Below are 17160 nucleotides of genomic sequence, written 5' to 3'. Positions count from 1 at the left end.
TAAATAGGTAAAAAATGTCAGGACATTACGAAGCTCCGATAAGGGAACCTTTAATTATTGGTCATAAGACTTATCACGATATTACAGAAGATATCGCAAGACCTATCGAAGAAAGAGCCGGAAAACTTTGGTGGATTTCTTTTTGGATTGCGCTGGTGCTGTTCATCTACGGATTTGGCTGCATTGCTTATACCATCGGTACCGGTATCGGTGCGTGGGGTCTGAACCGAACCAATAACTGGGGTTGGGATATTACTAACTTCGTTTGGTGGGTAGGTATTGGTCACGCCGGAACACTTATTTCCGCAGTACTATTACTCTTCCGTCAGCGTTGGAGAATGTCCGTAAACCGTTCTGCCGAAGCGATGACAATCTTCGCGGTAGTGCAGGCGGCTATCTTCCCGGTGATACACATGGGTAGAGTTTGGGTAGGTTATTGGGTATTTCCATTACCAAACCAGTTCGGTTCACTTTGGACGAACTTCAACTCACCACTTCTTTGGGACGTATTCGCGATTTCTACCTATTTCTCGGTTTCCACAGTATTCTGGTTCATGGGTCTTATCCCTGACTTTGCGATGATCCGTGACCGTGCGAAAACGCCTTGGACCAAGAGAATCTACACTTTCCTTTCATTTGGATGGGGCGGTAAAGCAAAACACTGGCAGCGGTTTGAGGAATTATCCCTCGTACTTGCAGGTCTTGCGACACCACTTGTATTCTCGGTACATACCACGGTATCTTTTGACTTTGCCACTTCGGTGATTAAAGGATGGCACTCTACTATTTATCCTCCGTACTTCGTTGCAGGCGCAATCTTCTCCGGATTTGCGATGGTACAGACGCTTCTCCTTGTGGCTAGAAAAGTTGCGCATCTTGAAGATTATATCACTATGTACCATATCGAGATCATGAACATCGTAATCATCGTAACTGGTGGTATGGTGACCGTAGCTTATGCTGCTGAATATTTCATCGCTTGGTATTCCGGTTCACGTTATGAAGATTTCACATACCTTTCACCAGGTGCTGCTACAGGACCTTACTGGTGGGCATTCTGGGCGCTGATTATCTGTAACCTTGTGGTTCCTGCTGCGTTCTGGTTTAAGAAAGTGCGAACAAACATTATCGCAACGTTCATTATCGCTTTGATAATCAACATCGGGATGTGGTTCGAAAGATTTGATATTATCGTAATCAACATTTCAAGAGATTACCTGCCGTCTTCGTGGACGATGTTTAAACCTTCCATCATTGATGTAGGTGTATATCTTGGAACAATCGGTTTCTTTGGCGTGCTGTTCCTACTTTATGCAAGGACCTTCCCGGTAATTGCACAGGCCGAACTGAAGACGATTCTGAAGATTTCTGGTGAAACTTATAAAGCAAAAGAAGAAGAAGATGAGCACCACTAAAAAAATATTTGGCATCTATGCAGACGATGATGATCTGCTGAATGGAGTACGTGCCTTCAATGACAAGGGTATCGCGATTGGCGAGGTTTATACACCTTTCCCGGTGCACGGTCTTGATAAAGCTTTAGGCCTTAAGAAAACAAGAATTTCTGATGCTGCCTTTATCTATGCTGTTTATGGTGTTACGATCGGTGCTTTGGTCACTTATTACACGATGAACCATGACTGGCCAATGAATATTGGGGGTAAACCTGCATTTTCATGGGCAGAAAATATGCCGGCATTCGTAGTACCGATGTTTGAACTGATGGTTTTCTGCGCGGCTCACCTTATGTCGCTTACCTTCCTGTTCCGTAATAAGATGTATCCTGGCTGTCCGCCACAGAACCCGGACCCAAGAACAACGGATGACAAGTTCATGATTGAGCTGGTAAGTGATAACGTAGAAGCAGTAAAGCAAATCCTTGTTGACACCGGCGTTGAAGAAATCACCATGAAGGATGTGTAAGTGATTGCCTGCCAGGTATCATTATTTAAAAAAAATAAAATTGTCCGAACATGACAAAGAATATATTTAAAATTACAGCGATCGTAGGATTTGCAGCCATGGCACTTAGCTCTTGCAGCAAGGAAAATCCACCATTGGTATACTTCCCGGATATGTATTTCCCGGTAGCTTATGACCCATTGATGAAAGCTGATGACGCTTATACTGACCGCGAAAACCAAAATCCCGCGTTCGTAAAGAACGGTGGTGCAACAGGTCTTCGTCCGGTTGACGGAACGGTTGCTCAGAATGCTGACGGAGTAGTATCACCTGCAGCCAATTCGGGTATGACAGTGGATATGTATAATGCCGGCTACGATGCTTCGAAACAGATTACTACCTCGCCATTACAGGCCGGAAACCAGCAGAAAGATATAGAGCGCGGAAAAGTACTCTTCAATCAGGCTTGTGCGGCTTGCCACGGAACTGGTGGTGACGGTCAGGGACCTATCGTAGCAAGTGGAGCTTACAGCGGTGTTCCAAATTATAAGGACCGTGAACTTACGGTAGCGTCCGTACAATATGTGATCAAACATGGCCGAAACGCTATGGGTTCTTATGCAGGTCAACTAAAGCCTGGCGACCAGTGGAGAGTTGCAATGTATGTAATGAACGAGTTTAAAGGTGGCTTAGCATCAGCATCTCCAGCAGTAGCAGGTACTACGACCTCTACACCGGGCGCTGCCGCGGCACTTACGGAAACACCTGCTCCCGGAGCCGGATCACCAGCACCTACCGCGCAGCAAGGCGCAGGAAATGCATCCACAAATCCTAAAAAATAAAAAGATTTACAATGTATAGTTTTTCACCTAAATTGAGATTATATTCGTTCATATTCATCGCGCTTGGATTAGTGCTTTTTGGTGCGGGTTATTTCCTGAACAAAGGAATTGATGATACACGTATAGAACACATGATGGAAGCTGTGCACGCAGGCGGCAACCATGCACCTACGCATTCCAGCGAGCTTGTGGGTCCGCAAGACCATCAGGCACATCTGGATCATGCTAAACTTCAGGTGGGCAACCAGCCATTGGCTGCTATCCATATTGTAGCCGTGTTCCTTTTTGCACTCAGCTGCTGCGCACTTTTCTTTTACTGTATTCAGAACGCGGCACACGCTGGTTGGTCTATAATCATCCTCAGAGTGATGGAGGCTATCGCTTCTTTCATTCCTTGGGCGGGTGCTATCCTAATTATTTTAATGGTGCTGAACGTGACCCATTTCGGGCACCTCTTCCACTGGATGGATCCGGAGCTCACCACGCCTGGAGATCCACATTTCGATCCGATTCTGTACGAAAAACAAACCTTCCTAAATATTCCGTTCTATGCTGTCCGTACTTTAATTTATGTTCTTGGTGCTTCATTCTTCGCCTGGAAACTGAAAAGTTTGTCTAAGCGCGTAGATGAGACCAAAGACCGTAAAGTATACGCCAGCTACTATAACTGGAGTGTTGGTTACATCGCATTCTTCGGGTTCGCATCTGCTGCCTGGGCTTGGGATTGGTTGATGTCTATCGATCCGCACTGGTATTCTACGATGTATATTTGGTATGCAATGGTAAGCTGTCTTGCTTCCGCGATTGCCGCAATCATTCTTATCAGTGTTTATTTAAAGAAAAAAGGTGTTTTACCTCAGTTCAATGATAATCACCTGCACGATTTAGGGGTTTACCTTTTCGCGAGCAGCATGCTTTGGACATATACCTGGTTCTGTCAGTTCATGTTATACTGGTATGCAAACATTCCGGAGGAAGTGAATTACTTCTTTGGCAGATTTAAATATTACTCGCCAACTTTCCTTCCGATGCTTATCCTAAACTTCCTTATTCCATTGTTGGTTTTGGTAAGTTCAAGCATCAAGAGAAACTATACGGTTGTGACAACTGTCGCTGTTATCGTTCTCGTAGGTCACTGGCTAGATTACTTTAACATGGTGATGCCGGGAACAGTAGGTCCGTTCTGGAGAACTCCGGAGGTCTTGCTTCTCAACCTTGGTTCGGTACTGCTTGGGGTAGGATTGTTTGTATTCGTTGTACTTACGGCCCTTTCAAAACTGAAACTGATACCGGAAGGCAACCCATTCGTGAAAGAATCAAAGATTTACGAATATCCATTCTAAGTTAGTGCGCTAATACGCAACTCAATATATCCCGGCTTATGTCGGGATTTTTTTTAATTTTGTATAAATCACGCGTTTATGAAACGATTACTTTTCCTGGTTATATTTTCATTTTTAATGGTTGCCTGTAAAAAAGATTCGGTGGATGCATCCACCACACGGTCTTTTCAGTCGAGTATTAATGACATGGCCAGCAGCCTGAATACCCTGCAGCAGGTCAAATTCAACGAAGCACTTTACATTCTCAAGACTTTCGGCGTAGAAGCGGAAGGGGATGTAAACGAATTGAATGCGTTGGGAAAGCTTATCAACGGAATGAAGGTTCCACAGATATTCGCTCTTGCAGATCAGGTTGCGCAGCGAAACGGTATCGATTGGAGCAGCACAGGTCCGCCGTCTTTAGGTGAAATGAATATTTTTGGCGAGGAAGAGGCAAAAGAATCAGATCCAAACGATATTTCAGCCAGTTCGCTCGGCCTTACGGTCATGCCAACAGCACAGGACAGTATTTTAGGTCCTAAATCACTGCAGATCGTGCCAAGGCTTCTAGACAACCGCGGAAACGCGATAACGTTCTCCGGTGCGGCTCTTGAGGTTACAATGGAGGTCTTCAGCGCCGGAACAAGAATTCTGACTGCGAAAAACCTGATGACCGACAATAATTTCAAAGGTTTCAGTTTAAGGTTTGCATCCTTGCCAGTTGGTAAAATTACGGACGGCAAGATAGACATCACAGTGTCCGCTAAAACGGCGAAGAAAACTTTCAAAATGTCTAAAATTGGTGTTCCCGTCAACCAGAAAGCACTGCTGATGCCGGCAGGAACTCCTGTAGATACGCAATTGCCAACTACAACTGATCCTACAACTGACGGAACAGATGTGCCAACCGGTACAGACACTTCGCCCGCGGCGCCAACGGCGGATCCGAAAGCCAGTGTGACAAAATTTCTGAACAGCCTGAGCTCACAAAATCTTAGGGGTGCCTATGATACTGCCGATAATCCGGCGTGGGGATCGTACGAAAGTTTCTCTAATCCTACGTCAGGTTTTGGTGCGGTAAAAAGTATTAACGTAAAAAATATCAGTACTACCAATACTGCCGCCGGCAGTGCAAGCGTGGATGCCACGTATGATGTGACTGATAAAAGCGGTAAAACCACAGCGCTGCAAGTGACATTCGGCTTAAAGAATGTCAATGGAGAATGGAAGATTTCTAGTTACAAAATCAACTGAGATGAGTGAGCCGCAACTGGTAAAACGTTTAGAAGAAACCATTGAGTCCATTCCGGACTTTCCAAAAGAGGGTATTCTGTTTAAAGACATTACGCCAATATTCTTAAATCCCGACCTGTACGAAGATATAATCGGCGAATTTGTGAATTTCAGCCGCGGTAAGATTGATGCGGTCTGCGGAATCGAAAGTCGTGGTTACCTTTTTGGAATTGCTATCGCTGTCGCGCTGAAGGTTCCGTTTGTACTGATCCGTAAAGCCGGCAAGCTACCGCCGCCATTCGTAGCCGAAAGTTATGATCTTGAATATGGCTCAGCCGAAATAGAGATGCGTACCGGACAAATCAAAGCCGGACAGCGCATATTGATTCACGATGACTTGCTCGCGACTGGCGGAACCACTGAAGCCGCCGCAAAACTTGTAGAAAAGCAGGGCGCTACGGTCTCACAGTTCAGCTTTTTGATCGCTTTGAAAGATCTCCAGGGTGAAAACCGGCTTAAAGATTTCAATGCCGAAATTTTCAGCGTCATCGAATATTAATTCAGATATCATTAAAATAATTTAAATAAACCGCGCAGATTTTCAGACAGAATGTTTTTTAAACCAATATTTTGTATATCCTGCGAAAACCGCTAAATTTGCACTTCAATTTTTAAAACTATTATGGCAAAACATACAACGCATACCGATAAGAAAGAACTTGAAGGTAAAGAAACCGTAGAAGTCTTCAAAGATCTGGACAGAGGTGCACTGGATACAGAAAGATTCATTGAGAAACATGCGAAAAAACTCGCTGTGGTCTTCGTATTCCTTGTAGCAGCAGTGCTTGGCTATTTTGCCTATGAGCAGTTTTATGTAGAACCAAGAAATGAGGAAGCTACTTTAAGCTATCTGGCAGCGCAGAAAAACCTTGCCGATGGTAAGCAGGATCTGGCTTTGGGTGGAAAAACCGCTGCAAATCCTGGCTATTTGGGTACTTACAAAGATTTCTCGGACACGCACGTTGGGAAGCTTTCTGCTTACAACGCCGGCTTGCTTAAATTTAAAGAAGGAAAATACCAGGAAGCTTACGATCTGCTCGATAAATTTTCATCGAAAAATGATGTGCTGATGGCATTGAAATTCGGTGCAATGGCTGATGCTCAACTGAATTTAAATAAGAATGAAGACGCATTAAGCCTTCTGGATAAAGCCACTTCGGCATCGGATGATCCTTACACTACCTATTATTTTACACGCAAAGCGGGTATCGTAGCTTTAGCTTTGAAGAAAAACAGCGAAGCAAAGAAATATTTCTCAGCGATTGACGAAAAGTACCAGGATTACGATAACGGCATGTCTGATGCGTATATCGAAATGGTGAAATATTACTAATAAAAATGAAACAATGGCCACGGTAAATCTTTCCGATTACAAACCATTACAAATTGATGATGCCGGTTCTTTCAGAATTGGCATTGTTGTTTCGGAGTGGAATGATTTTGTAACCCACAACCTGCGTGATGCCGCTCTACAAATCCTTCAGCAGGAAGGTGTGCCGGCGCAGAATATCAATGTTTTTAAAGTTCCCGGCGCATTCGAACTCAGCTATGCGTCGATGCAGCTTTGCAAAGAAAACACCTTTGACGCGGTGATTTCTATTGGCTGCGTAATTCGCGGAGAAACGCCGCATTTCGATTTTGTGTGTTCGGCGGTGGCGCAGGGCATCAAAGACTGCAACATCCTTACGGATGTCCCGACGATCTTTTGTGTGCTGACCGATGATACAAAAGAGCAATCTGTGGCGCGGAGCGGCGGCGATCTTGGTAACAAAGGGGTAGAGGCGGCTGTTACTGCACTGCAGATGATTGATTTTAAAAGAAAACTTTCGGGTACGTCCGGTCACATCGGATTTGTCAGTTAAAAATTTGAATTTTTGAATAAAGCCGTCGTAATACCGTGTTACAATGAATCTACGCGTTTGCCTGTGGCAGAATATGCCAGTTTCCTGCAAAATGAGGTTTCGTGCGTGCTGGTTTTTGTAAATGATGGTTCTACGGATGATACGGTTGCCGTTCTGAAGAATCTGCAGCTACAGTTTCAGGAAAACGTGCAGATTGTTGATTTAATTCAGAATGTGGGCAAGGCAGCTGCTGTGCGTGCTGGCGTGCTTAAATGTTTGGAGCATGACTACGAGAGCATCGGTTACCTCGATGCCGATCTCGCTACTTCACTCGAGGAATGGATCTCAATCTCCGAAAATATTTCTGGCGATGTAGTTTTCGCATTTGGCGCCCGAATTTCAAAGATTGACAACCAAATTTCGCGCAAAAAATACCGTCACTACGTGGGGCGTGTCATCGCGACATTTATTTCCGAAGCGCTTGGTTTCGCAGTGTACGACACGCAGTGTGGCTGCAAAGTTTTGCGCGCAGATGTGGCGCGGGAAGTTTTTACAGAGGGTTTTCTTTCACGCTGGCTGTTTGATGTGGAGATATTTTTCAGAATTAAAAACAGATTTGGTGGCCCAAACATGTCACGGGTTTGCCGCGAAATTCCGCTTCAGCGCTGGCATGATGTTGCTGAATCTAAAGTAAAGTTCACCTACTTTTTTAGGCTTTGGACCGATCTTTTTCTAATCGCTAAAAAATACCGCAATGCGCAGAACTGAATTTTATAATCATCCAAACTTCTATAAAGTAGCCCTGGCCGTAATGATCGTGGCCCGACTTCTTCTTAATGCACTGATCCCGCTGATGGATCAAACTGAAGCGCGCTACTCTGAAATTGCAAGAATAATGGCTGACACCGGCAACTGGATCACGCCACAGATCGATTATGACACGCCGTTTTGGGCAAAGCCGCCCTTATCCACATGGCTTTCAGCAATCTCAATTAAGATTTTTGGTGTAAATGAATTTGCGGTGAGATTTCCGGCATTTGCAATCTCACTTTTGCTTGTTTGGCTCATGAAGCCGTTCGCAAAACGTGCGGGCGTGCCGTTGCTGCTTCCGGCTTTTGTGCTTTTTACCCTTCCTGAATTCCTGCTGCACGTAGGTGTAGTTTCCACAGACATGACTTTGCTTTTGTCGATTACACTGATGATGGTTTCGTTCTGGGAAACGGTGAATGACGGAAAACGAATCTGGCGCTATCTGTTCTTTATGGCTATTGGTTTAGGATTCTTGGCGAAAGGACCCATCATCCTTTTACTTACGGGTCCACCGCTCTTTGCCTGGACAGTTTGGTTTAAATCTTTTAGAAAAGTGCTTTTTTCGTTCCCGTGGCTTATTGGCATTTTAATAGTATTTGCCGTTGCATTTCCATGGTATTGGCTGGCGGAAAAAACTACTCCCGGCTTCCTCGAATACTTTTTTGTCGGCGAACATTACAAACGTTTTTTTGATGCTTCCTGGACAGGTGACAAGTATGGTTTCCCGAAAATTCAGCCGTTTGGTATTATTTGGGTCTTCCTTTTCTCACTTGCACTGCCGTGGATCTTGTTTTTTGCAAATAAAATAGTGCGTCAACCTAAAGTGATCCTGAAAGACCGTTGGCTGCTTTTCCTTGCCCTTTGGATCCTCTGGACACCTGTATTCTTCACTTCATCCAAAAGCCTCATTCACACCTATATCCTTCCGTGCTGTTTCCCGCTCGCGCTTTTTGTGGCAACATACTTTGAAAATATTAAAAATAAGAAAACCTACATCTATTCGGCATTGGTTCTGCCGGCGCTTTCGGTTTTAATTATTCTGCTTGCATTTGTTCCCGGTGTGTTTGAAAATAACACAAACACAGACAAGTATATCCTGAGAGATTATAAAGGTGAAAACCTGTTTTATCTCTCTGAAAAGACATATTCTAGCCAGTTTTACAGCCGGGGCCGTGTGAAAACCATTCCCGCCGAAAAGCTCGACAGTCTCAAGACAAATAACCAGGATTTTCTTCTGCTCGTTCGTAAACGCGATAAGGCCTCACTCCCGGCTTCGCCTGATTTGGTGAAAGTTGGCGAAAGCAAAAAAAGCCTTCTGTACAGGTTTCATTAATCATTTTTTAAAACTCAACTTAGCGTTACGCGCCGTGTTTTACATTCGGGGTATATTTTTTGTACATTTAATATTCAAAAAATAAACTATTATGAAATGGACAAATAACCGGAGTGGAAATGTAGATGACAGACGCGGCTCAGGTGGTGGCGGAATGCTTGTAGGTGGTGGTCTTGGCACAATGATCATTGCGGCTATCGTATTCTTCCTTGGAGGCGATCCATCCGCAATATTATCCGGTGGCGGCAGTATGGGTCCACAAACGGAACAGCGCGACCTCACTGCGGATGAACTTAAAGTTCGTGAATTTGTACAGATGATCACCTTTGAAAACGAACGTAGTTGGAATCAAATCTTTCAGGAAAACGGGATGCAGTATGAACCTGCCAAAGTGGTGATGTTTGAGCAGATGACGCAGTCGGGGTGTGGCACCGCGCAGGCGGCGATGGGTCCTTTCTACTGTCCGGCAGACCAAACGGTGTATATGGATATGAGTTTTTTCAAAGAACTGCAGCAGCGATTCGGCGCACAGGTTACCGAGTTTTCAGTAGCTTATGTGATGGCTCACGAAATGGGGCATCACGTGCAAAATCTGCTCGGCACCTTACAGAAAACCGATCAGTTGCGTCGCAGTGGCCAATATTCTGAAAGTGAAATGAACCGTGTATCTGTTGCTACTGAACTTCAGGCAGATTTCTATGCCGGACTTTGGGCCAAATACACAGACAACCGCGAGAAAATTTTAGAGCCAGGCGATCTTGAGGCAGCTATTTCTGCAGCAGAAGCCGTAGGTGATGATAATATTCAGAAGCGTTCTCAAGGGTACGTAAACCAGGAAGGTTTCACGCATGGCAGTTCGGCTCAGCGAAAAGAATGGTTTATGAAAGGTTATAACACCGGCGATATTCGCCAGGGTGATACTTTTAACGCATTACTTAAGTAAAAAATAGTTTAGATTAAAAAAGCTGGAAAATATTTCCAGCTTTTTTAATTCATATTATTTTCAGTTTAGCGCCATCCGCCGCCTAGAGCCTGATACAGTTCTACGCCAGCGCGCATTTTGTTGTACTCAGCATTAGAGATGTTCAGTTCTGCATTCAGTGAATTCACCGACGAATTTAAAACCTCAAGATAATTGGCCATACCATAATTGACGAGTTCCTGAGAATATTCCACAGAATTCCGGTAAGCCGCGAGTTCTTTTCTCTTTAAATCAATAAATTGATCCTGCGCCTCGTAAACTTTTAAAGCATCAGAAACTTCTCGTCCGGCCTGCAATACAGTCTTGCGGAAATTCAGATAAGCACTTTCACGGTTTGCCAAGCTTACTTCATAGTTCGTTCGGATCTGCCTTTTATTCAAAATAGGCTGTGTAAGTCCACCAATCACATTCGCAAACAATGAATTTGCACTGAATAGGTTATCTATCGCCAGGCTTTGAAGGCCGCCGCTTCCCGTGATCCGAAGTGTGGGATAAAACTGTGCTTTTGCCGCATTTGTAAGTTCAAAGGCTGACATTAAATTATACTCTGACGCACGAACGTCCGGGCGGTTTGCAAGCAAGTTTGCAGGGAAGCCAAGTTTGTAGTTTGCCGGCATCTTTTGCTGGGCGAGCGTAGTTCTTTCAATTCTTTGCGAAGGAACCGCGAGAAGGTAGCTCATCGCGTTTTCAAGAAGTTCTATTTGGGTATTGGTGTCTATTAGCATAGATTCTGCATTGTAAACCAATGCTTCGCTCTGCTGTACGGCAACTTCGGTCAGCGTTCCGGCTTCTTTCAGTGCGCGCGTGGTTTCAAGGTTTTTGCGACGCAGGGAAATGGTCTCACCAATTATCCGTTTTTGCTCATCGAATGTGAGTAGCTGATAATATGCGGACGCAATAGCCGCCACCAAATCGCTTTTCACCGCTTGATGTGTAGCTACAGAACCGAAATATTCTGCCGTACGGGCTCTTTCCTCAGCTTTCATTCTGCCCCAGATATCGAGGTCCAATGAGACGTCGCCGCTAAGGTCAAATATATCATTGTACCTTCGCGTACCGCCACCCAATTGGCCTAGCTGCGTGTTCAGCGACTGTGTTTGGAATGTATAGGAAGGACCAACAGCCACTGTAGGTTGGTAGGCTGCTTTACTTTGTTTTAAATAGGCCTCGGCACGCGTGATATTCTGCAGTGCGAGTCGTATGTCGAGGTTGTTTTCCAGTCCCTGCTGAATATGGCGCTGTAGTACCGGATCGGTGAAGATTTCGCGCCATGAAACCGTGGCAAGGCTTGAAGAATCCAATATCAGCTTATCAGTTCGGAACAGGTCCCCATTCACTGCGTCCGCGGGGCGTTCATACTTTTGCCGCGCTGTGCACGAGGACAGCAAAACCAATGCGCCCACGAGCCAAAGTATGTTTTTTGTACGCAACTTATCTTTCATTTTTTTGTTTTTAATTAATGACGCGAGTCTTAGGGTTATTCAGCTAAATTGATTTCCTTCGCCTTGATGGGTTTCACTTTTTCCTGTAACCACTGGAAAATCACAAACAGCACCGGAATTGCCAGTAATCCGAAGAAAGTACCGATCAGAAGTCCCGCCGCAGCACCAGTCCCGATTGATCTGTTACCTACCGAACCAATTCCGGAAGCAAAGACCAGTGGTAACATCCCGAAAATAAACGCGAATGAAGTCATCAAAATCGGACGCAGACGTGCTTTTGCCGCATTTATCGCCGCCATCGAAAGGCTTTCACCGTGATGACGCCGTTGAACAGCGAATTCAACAATCAGAATTGCGTTTTTAGCTAAAAGTCCGACAAGCATAATCAAAGCGATTTGGAAGTAAATGTTATTCTCCAGCCCGGCAACTTTCTGTCCGAAATAAGCACCGAAAACACCAAGTGGCAGCGAAATGATTACGGCCAAAGGCAACAGGAAACTTTCGTACTGTGCCGCCAGAATAAAGTACACAAAAACCAAACTCAGCAGGAATATGACCGCTGTCTGGGATCCGGCGCTTAATTCCTCTTTTGAAAGGCCTGTGAATTCCACTACATAATCAGCGGGCAAATGTTCGGCAGCTACTTCCTGCACGGCTCGGATCGCATCACCGGTGGAGTAACCAGGATTGTTCGACCCGGACATCGATACGGACGTAAACAGGTTATATCGTTCTACAGATTTCGGTCCGAAAGTTTTTTCCATCGTTACAAACTGGGAAATAGGCGCCATCTGGCCCGAAGCGGTTTTTACGAAAATACTGCTCAGATCAGAAGGTTCATTCCTAGCATCGGGGAATGCCTGTACCATTACCCGGAACTGCTTTCCATATTTGGTAAAATCCGCGGCATATACGCCTCCCACATAACCCTGCATTGTGCTTAGGATATCCGACACAGAAACGCCGGTTTCCTTAGCCCTTGGCACATCAATCACCATTTCATATTGCGGATAGTTGGTGTTGAATGAAGTCTGCGCAAACTGAATCTCAGGTCTCTGCATCAAAGCACCCAAGTAGTTTCGGGCCGCATCGTCAAGTTGTTTCAGGTTTCCGCCTGATTTATCTAAAAGAACCGCTGAAAAGCCATCACTGCTACCAAAACCCGGAATACTTGGCGGCGAGAAGAATACGATTTTCGCATCAGGATATTTCCCGGCCAAACCGAAAAGTCTTTTTGTAATGGCCTCTACAGATTGATCATCTTCTTTTGCACGCTCATCAAAAGATTTTAGCCTGATGAAAGCCTGTCCCGCATTCGAACCGCTGCCCGACATGAATCCGCGGCTTGCGGTGAAGGTAACGTTTGCCACGCCCGGAATCTTTCTTGCTTCATCCTGAAGATCTTTCAGTACGTTATATGTCCTTTCCATCGAGGCTCCTGGCGGTAGTGAAACATCTGTGAAAATAATTCCCCGGTCTTCTTTCGGTACAAATCCTGACGGCATATTCGCATTCGCCCACCAGAAAAAGAGTCCGCCAACCGCAAAGATCACCAGTGTAGCCCACTTGTGTCGAAGGAGAAATACAAATGAGCGTCCGTATCTGTCTGTGGCTGATTTAAAGGCCACATTAAATTTAAAGAAGAATTTCTGCAGCCAGTTCATTTGAGAATATTCCTTATGATGTGCGGCATTCGGTTTTAAGAACAGGGCACAAAGCATCGGACTTAAAGTCAATGCATTCACCGCGGAAATAAGGATCGCAACAATCAATGTAATACCAAACTGCTGATAAAATACACCGGTAGGTCCTGTGATAAAGGTTACCGGAATGAAAACCGCAGCCATTACCAGTGTAATGGAAATAATAGCGCCGGTAATTTCGTCCATCGCGCTCACAGTGGCTTTCTTTGCATCGGCAAAACCGTTTTCCATCTTGGCGTGAACGGCTTCTACAACTACGATGGCGTCATCTACAACGATACCGATGGCCAAAACCAGCGCGAAAAGCGTGAGCAGATTTAATGAATATCCCAAAAGGTTCAGGAAGAAGAATGAACCTACAATGGAAACAGGTACTGCGATCGCCGGAATAAGTGTGGAACGTAAATCCTGAAGGAAAATATATACCACCAAAAATACGAGAAGGAAAGCTTCAAGTAGCGTGGTTACAACCTTACCAATCGATGCTTCCAGGAAGTCGTTTGTATCAAAGTTGATGGTATAACCAACGCCTTCAGGCATTGTTTTCTGGTTTTCTTCGAGGAAAACTTTTATGTCTTTAATGATATCCTGTGCATTGGAACCCGGCGTCTGGAAAATACCCATACTCACGGAGCGGCGCCCGTTGTTTTCACCGATTGAGCTGTAAGACTGCGCATCAAGTTTGATTTCCGCGACATCTTTAAGCGTCAGAAACTGGCCATTTCCGAGGGATTTTAATATGATATCACCGTATTCTTTCGATTCATCGAATTTACCTTTGTAGGTAATCACGTACTCGAACGCATTTCCGCTGTTCTGCCCGAGCTGTCCGGCAGCCGCTTCGCGTGACTGTTCGTTGATTGCTGCGGTAACATCGGAAGGTTCAAGTGAATAAGCCGCCATCTTGGCAGGATCAAGCCAAACACGCATTGAAAAGTTCTTCCCGCCAAATGCCTGCGCATCACCCACACCGTTTACCCTTTTAAGTTCCGGTATGATGTTGATATTCAAATAATTCTGAAGCCAAACTTCGTCAAGGTCCTTATTGTCAGTATAAAATGAGAGGAACATCAGCGCACTTGTACGCTGTTTCTGCACAGTAACACCCGATCGTGTTACATCAGCAGGCACAAGTGGTAAAGCACGCTGAACTTTATTCTGAACTTCTACAGCTGCAATATCGGGATTAACGCCTTGTTTAAAAAACACCTGGATGTTTGCCGAACCATTATTACTAGCCGAGGAGGTAATATAATCCATGCCTTCAACACCATTTACCTGCTCCTCAATCGGAATAATTACGCTATTCATCACCGTTTCGGCACTCGCACCGGTATAATTTGCATTAATACTGACGGTTGGTGGCGCAATATCCGGATATTGGGTGACAGGAAGTGCCTGCAAGCCCAAAACTCCGAGAATGATTATCAATATCGAAACTACACTGGCCGCAACCGGCCTGTTTATAAACTGCTTTACCATTAGAATATTGGTTTTATAGCGTTTACTATTTCATCAAAATCGGCGGGCTTGGATTTCACTGCCGTGCCGGGTTTCAAAGTCCCAACACCCTGCGCTACGATTGGATCGCCTTTTTTCACGCCGTCTTTCACTACAACCATATTGTTTACACGGTCTGTGACGCCAATGAGGATGTTTTTCGCGGTATCTTTTTCAACCCGGTAAACGTAAACGAGACCCTGCTGCTCGAATGTGGCACTTTCAGGAACCACGAGGGCCTGATCATAAAGTTTTGGAACGCGGATGGTGCCGCTGTTGCCGTTGGTCAGCAATTTATCGGCATTTTTAAATGAAACTCTGAACTGAATAGTACCGGTTTGCGGATCTATCTGACCCGTCACCGCCTCAATTTTTCCTTTTTCGGAATAAGTACTGCCGTTCGCCAATACCAATTCAACCATAGGTAAATTTTTTAGTTTTTCAGGAACTGTGGCTCCCACTGAATCTTCGAGAAAGTCCAGATATTCTCGCTCGTTCATTGAAAAGTATGCGTAAATACCGCTCGTGTCTGAAACCGTGGTCAGAGGTGTAGGGTCATTCGGACCTACAAGGCTTCCAACGCGTAACGGCAGTTTCCCAATGACGCCGGAAATCGGCGCACGGATTACAGAATAATCGATATTGGCCTGTACACCCTGATAATTGGCGGTAGCTTCAGAAACGCCTGCAGCTGCCTGCTGTTCTGCCGCGCGCGCTTGCGCCAGTTTTGCCTGTGAACTTGCCAGATTTGCTTTCGCTGTTTCAAGCTGAACGTTGCTGATGATATTTTTTTGCACCAATGGAATGAGTTTGTTAACCTCCACTTGCGAAGCGTTTACTTCTGCCTGCGCAGCATTGATGTTGGCTCTTGCTGCAGAAACACCCGATCGCGCCGCACCTACACCTGCTCTGGCCGCGCCGGCAGACTGCGTAAGTGTATTGGTTTCCAGACGGAAAAGAGGTTGCCCTTTCGTAACATATTGTCCTTCATCGACCAAAACCTGAGTGATATAGCCCTGGATCTTAGCACGCACATCGTTGTTTACGCGACCCTGAATAGATGCCGGGAACGACTGATAGCCGGTGACATTTCTTACCTGTACCTGAACCACAGGCAACTCTTTCGGTCCTTCCGGTGGTTTTTCGTCGGTCTTTTTACAGGAAAGGACGCTGAGCAGCGAAAAGGAAAGTATAAATATTGTATTTTTCATATTTAGATTTTATCGAGGGTTTCTTCTATGGTTTCAATGTTTTTATTCAGTAACTGTCTGTAAATGAGGAAGCGGTTGACGTCAGTCTCATTCGCGCAGCCACGGAATTTCTGCAGGTTATCCAAAATTAGTAATTCCTGCTTCATTTTATTTATAATCGCGGAAAAGCGGATGTTGATATAATTATCGTTGATCATGAAAAGCCGTTTCCGACCGTTGATCGTGTTGAAATCGCGGATAAGTTCTGCATTCAGCAATAAATTCAGATTTGCCGAAACCGAACTTTTACTCGCGGAAAATATTTGGATGAAGTCATCGAAACAAATTCCTTTGCGCTCAAAATCGAAAATGAGATACGAATAAATCTTGGCAGAAAGCGGTGGAAGATTGAATGTCTCACCATAAAATCTCACCATATCCTGGAAAATTTCTTCGTCAATATGTAGCGTTGATGGCATTTTTAATTAAATAACCCGCAAATATAAATGTTTAGTTCGGAACCAAGCGAACCATAATTTGTGTTTATGAAAACTTTAAGATTTGGCGGAAATCTTATTTTACTAAATTTGCCTATGGATTTACGTGATCAACTGAAAAAGCTCTTTCCGACGCATGAAGAGCAAGATTTCGAACTTGAGGAAGAGAAAGAAATCTCCGTGCAGAAGGAACCGCTCATCTGCAAATTCGAGAAAAAAGGCCGCCACGGAAAACCGGTAACCCTCATCGAAGGTTTCGAAGGTTCTGATGATGATTTAAAACATATTTCAAAGAAAATAAAAACCACGCTCGGCATCGGTGGATCCGCGAAAGACGGAGTGATTGTAATTCAGGGTGATAACCGCGACAAGATCATGAAAATACTCAATGACATGGGTTATAAAACCAAACGGGTAGGCGGATAGACGCGGGAAGCACACTTTTTCACCGAAATATTTCTTACCTTTATTATCCTTTTTTCTGAAAGGATTTTTTTAATTAA

16 protein-coding genes are annotated in these 17160 nt (G+C 44.8%); 12 read left to right on the top strand and 4 right to left on the bottom strand.

The genetic code is table 11. From position 1 onward, the window contains the following. The first annotated feature begins 14 nt into the window (after positions 1 to 14). The 11 genes from nrfD (at position 15) to ypfJ (ending at position 10286) form a co-directional block, all read left to right on the top strand. The gene (gene nrfD / locus QEP06_RS06350; protein WP_251832696.1) at positions 15 to 1415 is read left to right on the top strand and encodes an NrfD/PsrC family molybdoenzyme membrane anchor subunit; all 1401 of its coding nucleotides are present in this window, start codon (positions 15 to 17) and stop codon (positions 1413 to 1415) included. Next, complete coding sequence (locus tag QEP06_RS06345) at positions 1402 to 1923, top strand: DUF3341 domain-containing protein (protein WP_285269561.1); 522 nt, start codon at positions 1402 to 1404, stop codon at positions 1921 to 1923. The genes nrfD and QEP06_RS06345 overlap by 14 nt, the downstream gene beginning before the upstream one ends. 50 nt (positions 1924 to 1973) lie before the next feature. Continuing rightward, positions 1974 to 2744 carry a c-type cytochrome gene (locus QEP06_RS06340; RefSeq protein ID WP_285269560.1) on the top strand — a complete coding sequence of 257 codons (771 nt, stop codon included), beginning with the start codon at positions 1974 to 1976 and terminating at the stop codon, positions 2742 to 2744. Positions 2745 to 2755: 11 nt separating this feature from the next. Next, positions 2756 to 4087 (top strand): quinol:cytochrome C oxidoreductase, encoded by a 1332-nt coding sequence (locus QEP06_RS06335; RefSeq protein ID WP_285269559.1) that lies wholly within the window; start codon positions 2756 to 2758, stop codon positions 4085 to 4087. 78 nt (positions 4088 to 4165) lie between these two features. Continuing rightward, positions 4166 to 5320, top strand: coding sequence for a hypothetical protein (locus QEP06_RS06330; RefSeq protein WP_285269558.1), 1155 nt, complete (start codon positions 4166 to 4168; stop codon positions 5318 to 5320). A gap of 1 nt (position 5321) precedes the next feature. Next, entirely contained in the window at positions 5322 to 5858 is a 537-nt protein-coding gene (locus QEP06_RS06325) for an adenine phosphoribosyltransferase (RefSeq protein ID WP_285269557.1), read from the top strand. A 123-nt stretch (positions 5859 to 5981) separates the two neighbouring features. After that, positions 5982 to 6692 carry a YfgM family protein gene (locus QEP06_RS06320; protein WP_285269556.1) on the top strand — a complete coding sequence of 237 codons (711 nt, stop codon included), beginning with the start codon at positions 5982 to 5984 and terminating at the stop codon, positions 6690 to 6692. A 13-nt stretch (positions 6693 to 6705) separates the two neighbouring features. Beyond that, positions 6706 to 7221 (top strand): 6,7-dimethyl-8-ribityllumazine synthase, encoded by a 516-nt coding sequence (ribH, locus tag QEP06_RS06315; protein WP_285269555.1) that lies wholly within the window; start codon positions 6706 to 6708, stop codon positions 7219 to 7221. 12 nt (positions 7222 to 7233) lie between these two features. Continuing rightward, positions 7234 to 7968, top strand: coding sequence for a glycosyltransferase (locus QEP06_RS06310; RefSeq protein ID WP_285269554.1), 735 nt, complete (start codon positions 7234 to 7236; stop codon positions 7966 to 7968). Continuing rightward, complete coding sequence (locus QEP06_RS06305; protein WP_285269553.1) at positions 7955 to 9343, top strand: ArnT family glycosyltransferase; 1389 nt, start codon at positions 7955 to 7957, stop codon at positions 9341 to 9343. Before QEP06_RS06310 ends, QEP06_RS06305 begins: the two co-directional genes overlap by 14 nt. A 91-nt stretch (positions 9344 to 9434) precedes the next feature. Beyond that, positions 9435 to 10286, top strand: a complete 852-nt coding sequence (ypfJ, locus tag QEP06_RS06300) for a KPN_02809 family neutral zinc metallopeptidase (protein ID WP_285269552.1) — start codon at positions 9435 to 9437, stop codon at positions 10284 to 10286. A gap of 65 nt (positions 10287 to 10351) precedes the next feature. Here the strand turns inward: ypfJ and QEP06_RS06295 are convergent, their stop codons facing one another. Genes QEP06_RS06295 through QEP06_RS06280 form a run of 4 tightly spaced genes read right to left on the bottom strand, consistent with a single transcriptional unit; the run spans position 10352 to position 16639 of the window. Further along, the gene (locus tag QEP06_RS06295) at positions 10352 to 11767 is read right to left on the bottom strand and encodes an efflux transporter outer membrane subunit (RefSeq protein WP_285269551.1); all 1416 of its coding nucleotides are present in this window, start codon (positions 11765 to 11767) and stop codon (positions 10352 to 10354) included. Between the two features lie 35 nt (positions 11768 to 11802). Next, positions 11803 to 14952, bottom strand: a complete 3150-nt coding sequence (locus tag QEP06_RS06290) for an efflux RND transporter permease subunit (RefSeq protein WP_285269550.1) — start codon at positions 14950 to 14952, stop codon at positions 11803 to 11805. Further along, positions 14952 to 16181 (bottom strand): efflux RND transporter periplasmic adaptor subunit, encoded by a 1230-nt coding sequence (locus tag QEP06_RS06285; protein ID WP_251832709.1) that lies wholly within the window; start codon positions 16179 to 16181, stop codon positions 14952 to 14954. The genes QEP06_RS06290 and QEP06_RS06285 overlap by 1 nt, the downstream gene beginning before the upstream one ends. A gap of 2 nt (positions 16182 to 16183) precedes the next feature. After that, positions 16184 to 16639, bottom strand: a complete 456-nt coding sequence (locus QEP06_RS06280) for a transcriptional regulator (protein WP_251832710.1) — start codon at positions 16637 to 16639, stop codon at positions 16184 to 16186. Positions 16640 to 16753: 114 nt separating this feature from the next. On the opposite strand from QEP06_RS06280, the gene QEP06_RS06275 reads away from it, so the two are divergent. Next, the gene (locus QEP06_RS06275; RefSeq protein ID WP_285270070.1) at positions 16754 to 17083 is read left to right on the top strand and encodes a translation initiation factor; all 330 of its coding nucleotides are present in this window, start codon (positions 16754 to 16756) and stop codon (positions 17081 to 17083) included. Positions 17084 to 17160: the final 77 nt, after the last annotated feature.

Origin of the sequence: Kaistella rhinocerotis (genome assembly GCF_030243905.1) — a bacterium.
GTDB lineage: Bacteria > Bacteroidota > Bacteroidia > Flavobacteriales > Weeksellaceae > Kaistella > Kaistella rhinocerotis.
The sequence above is the reverse complement of the archived record's forward strand: the minus strand, read 5'-3'. Positions and strand labels throughout refer to the sequence as shown.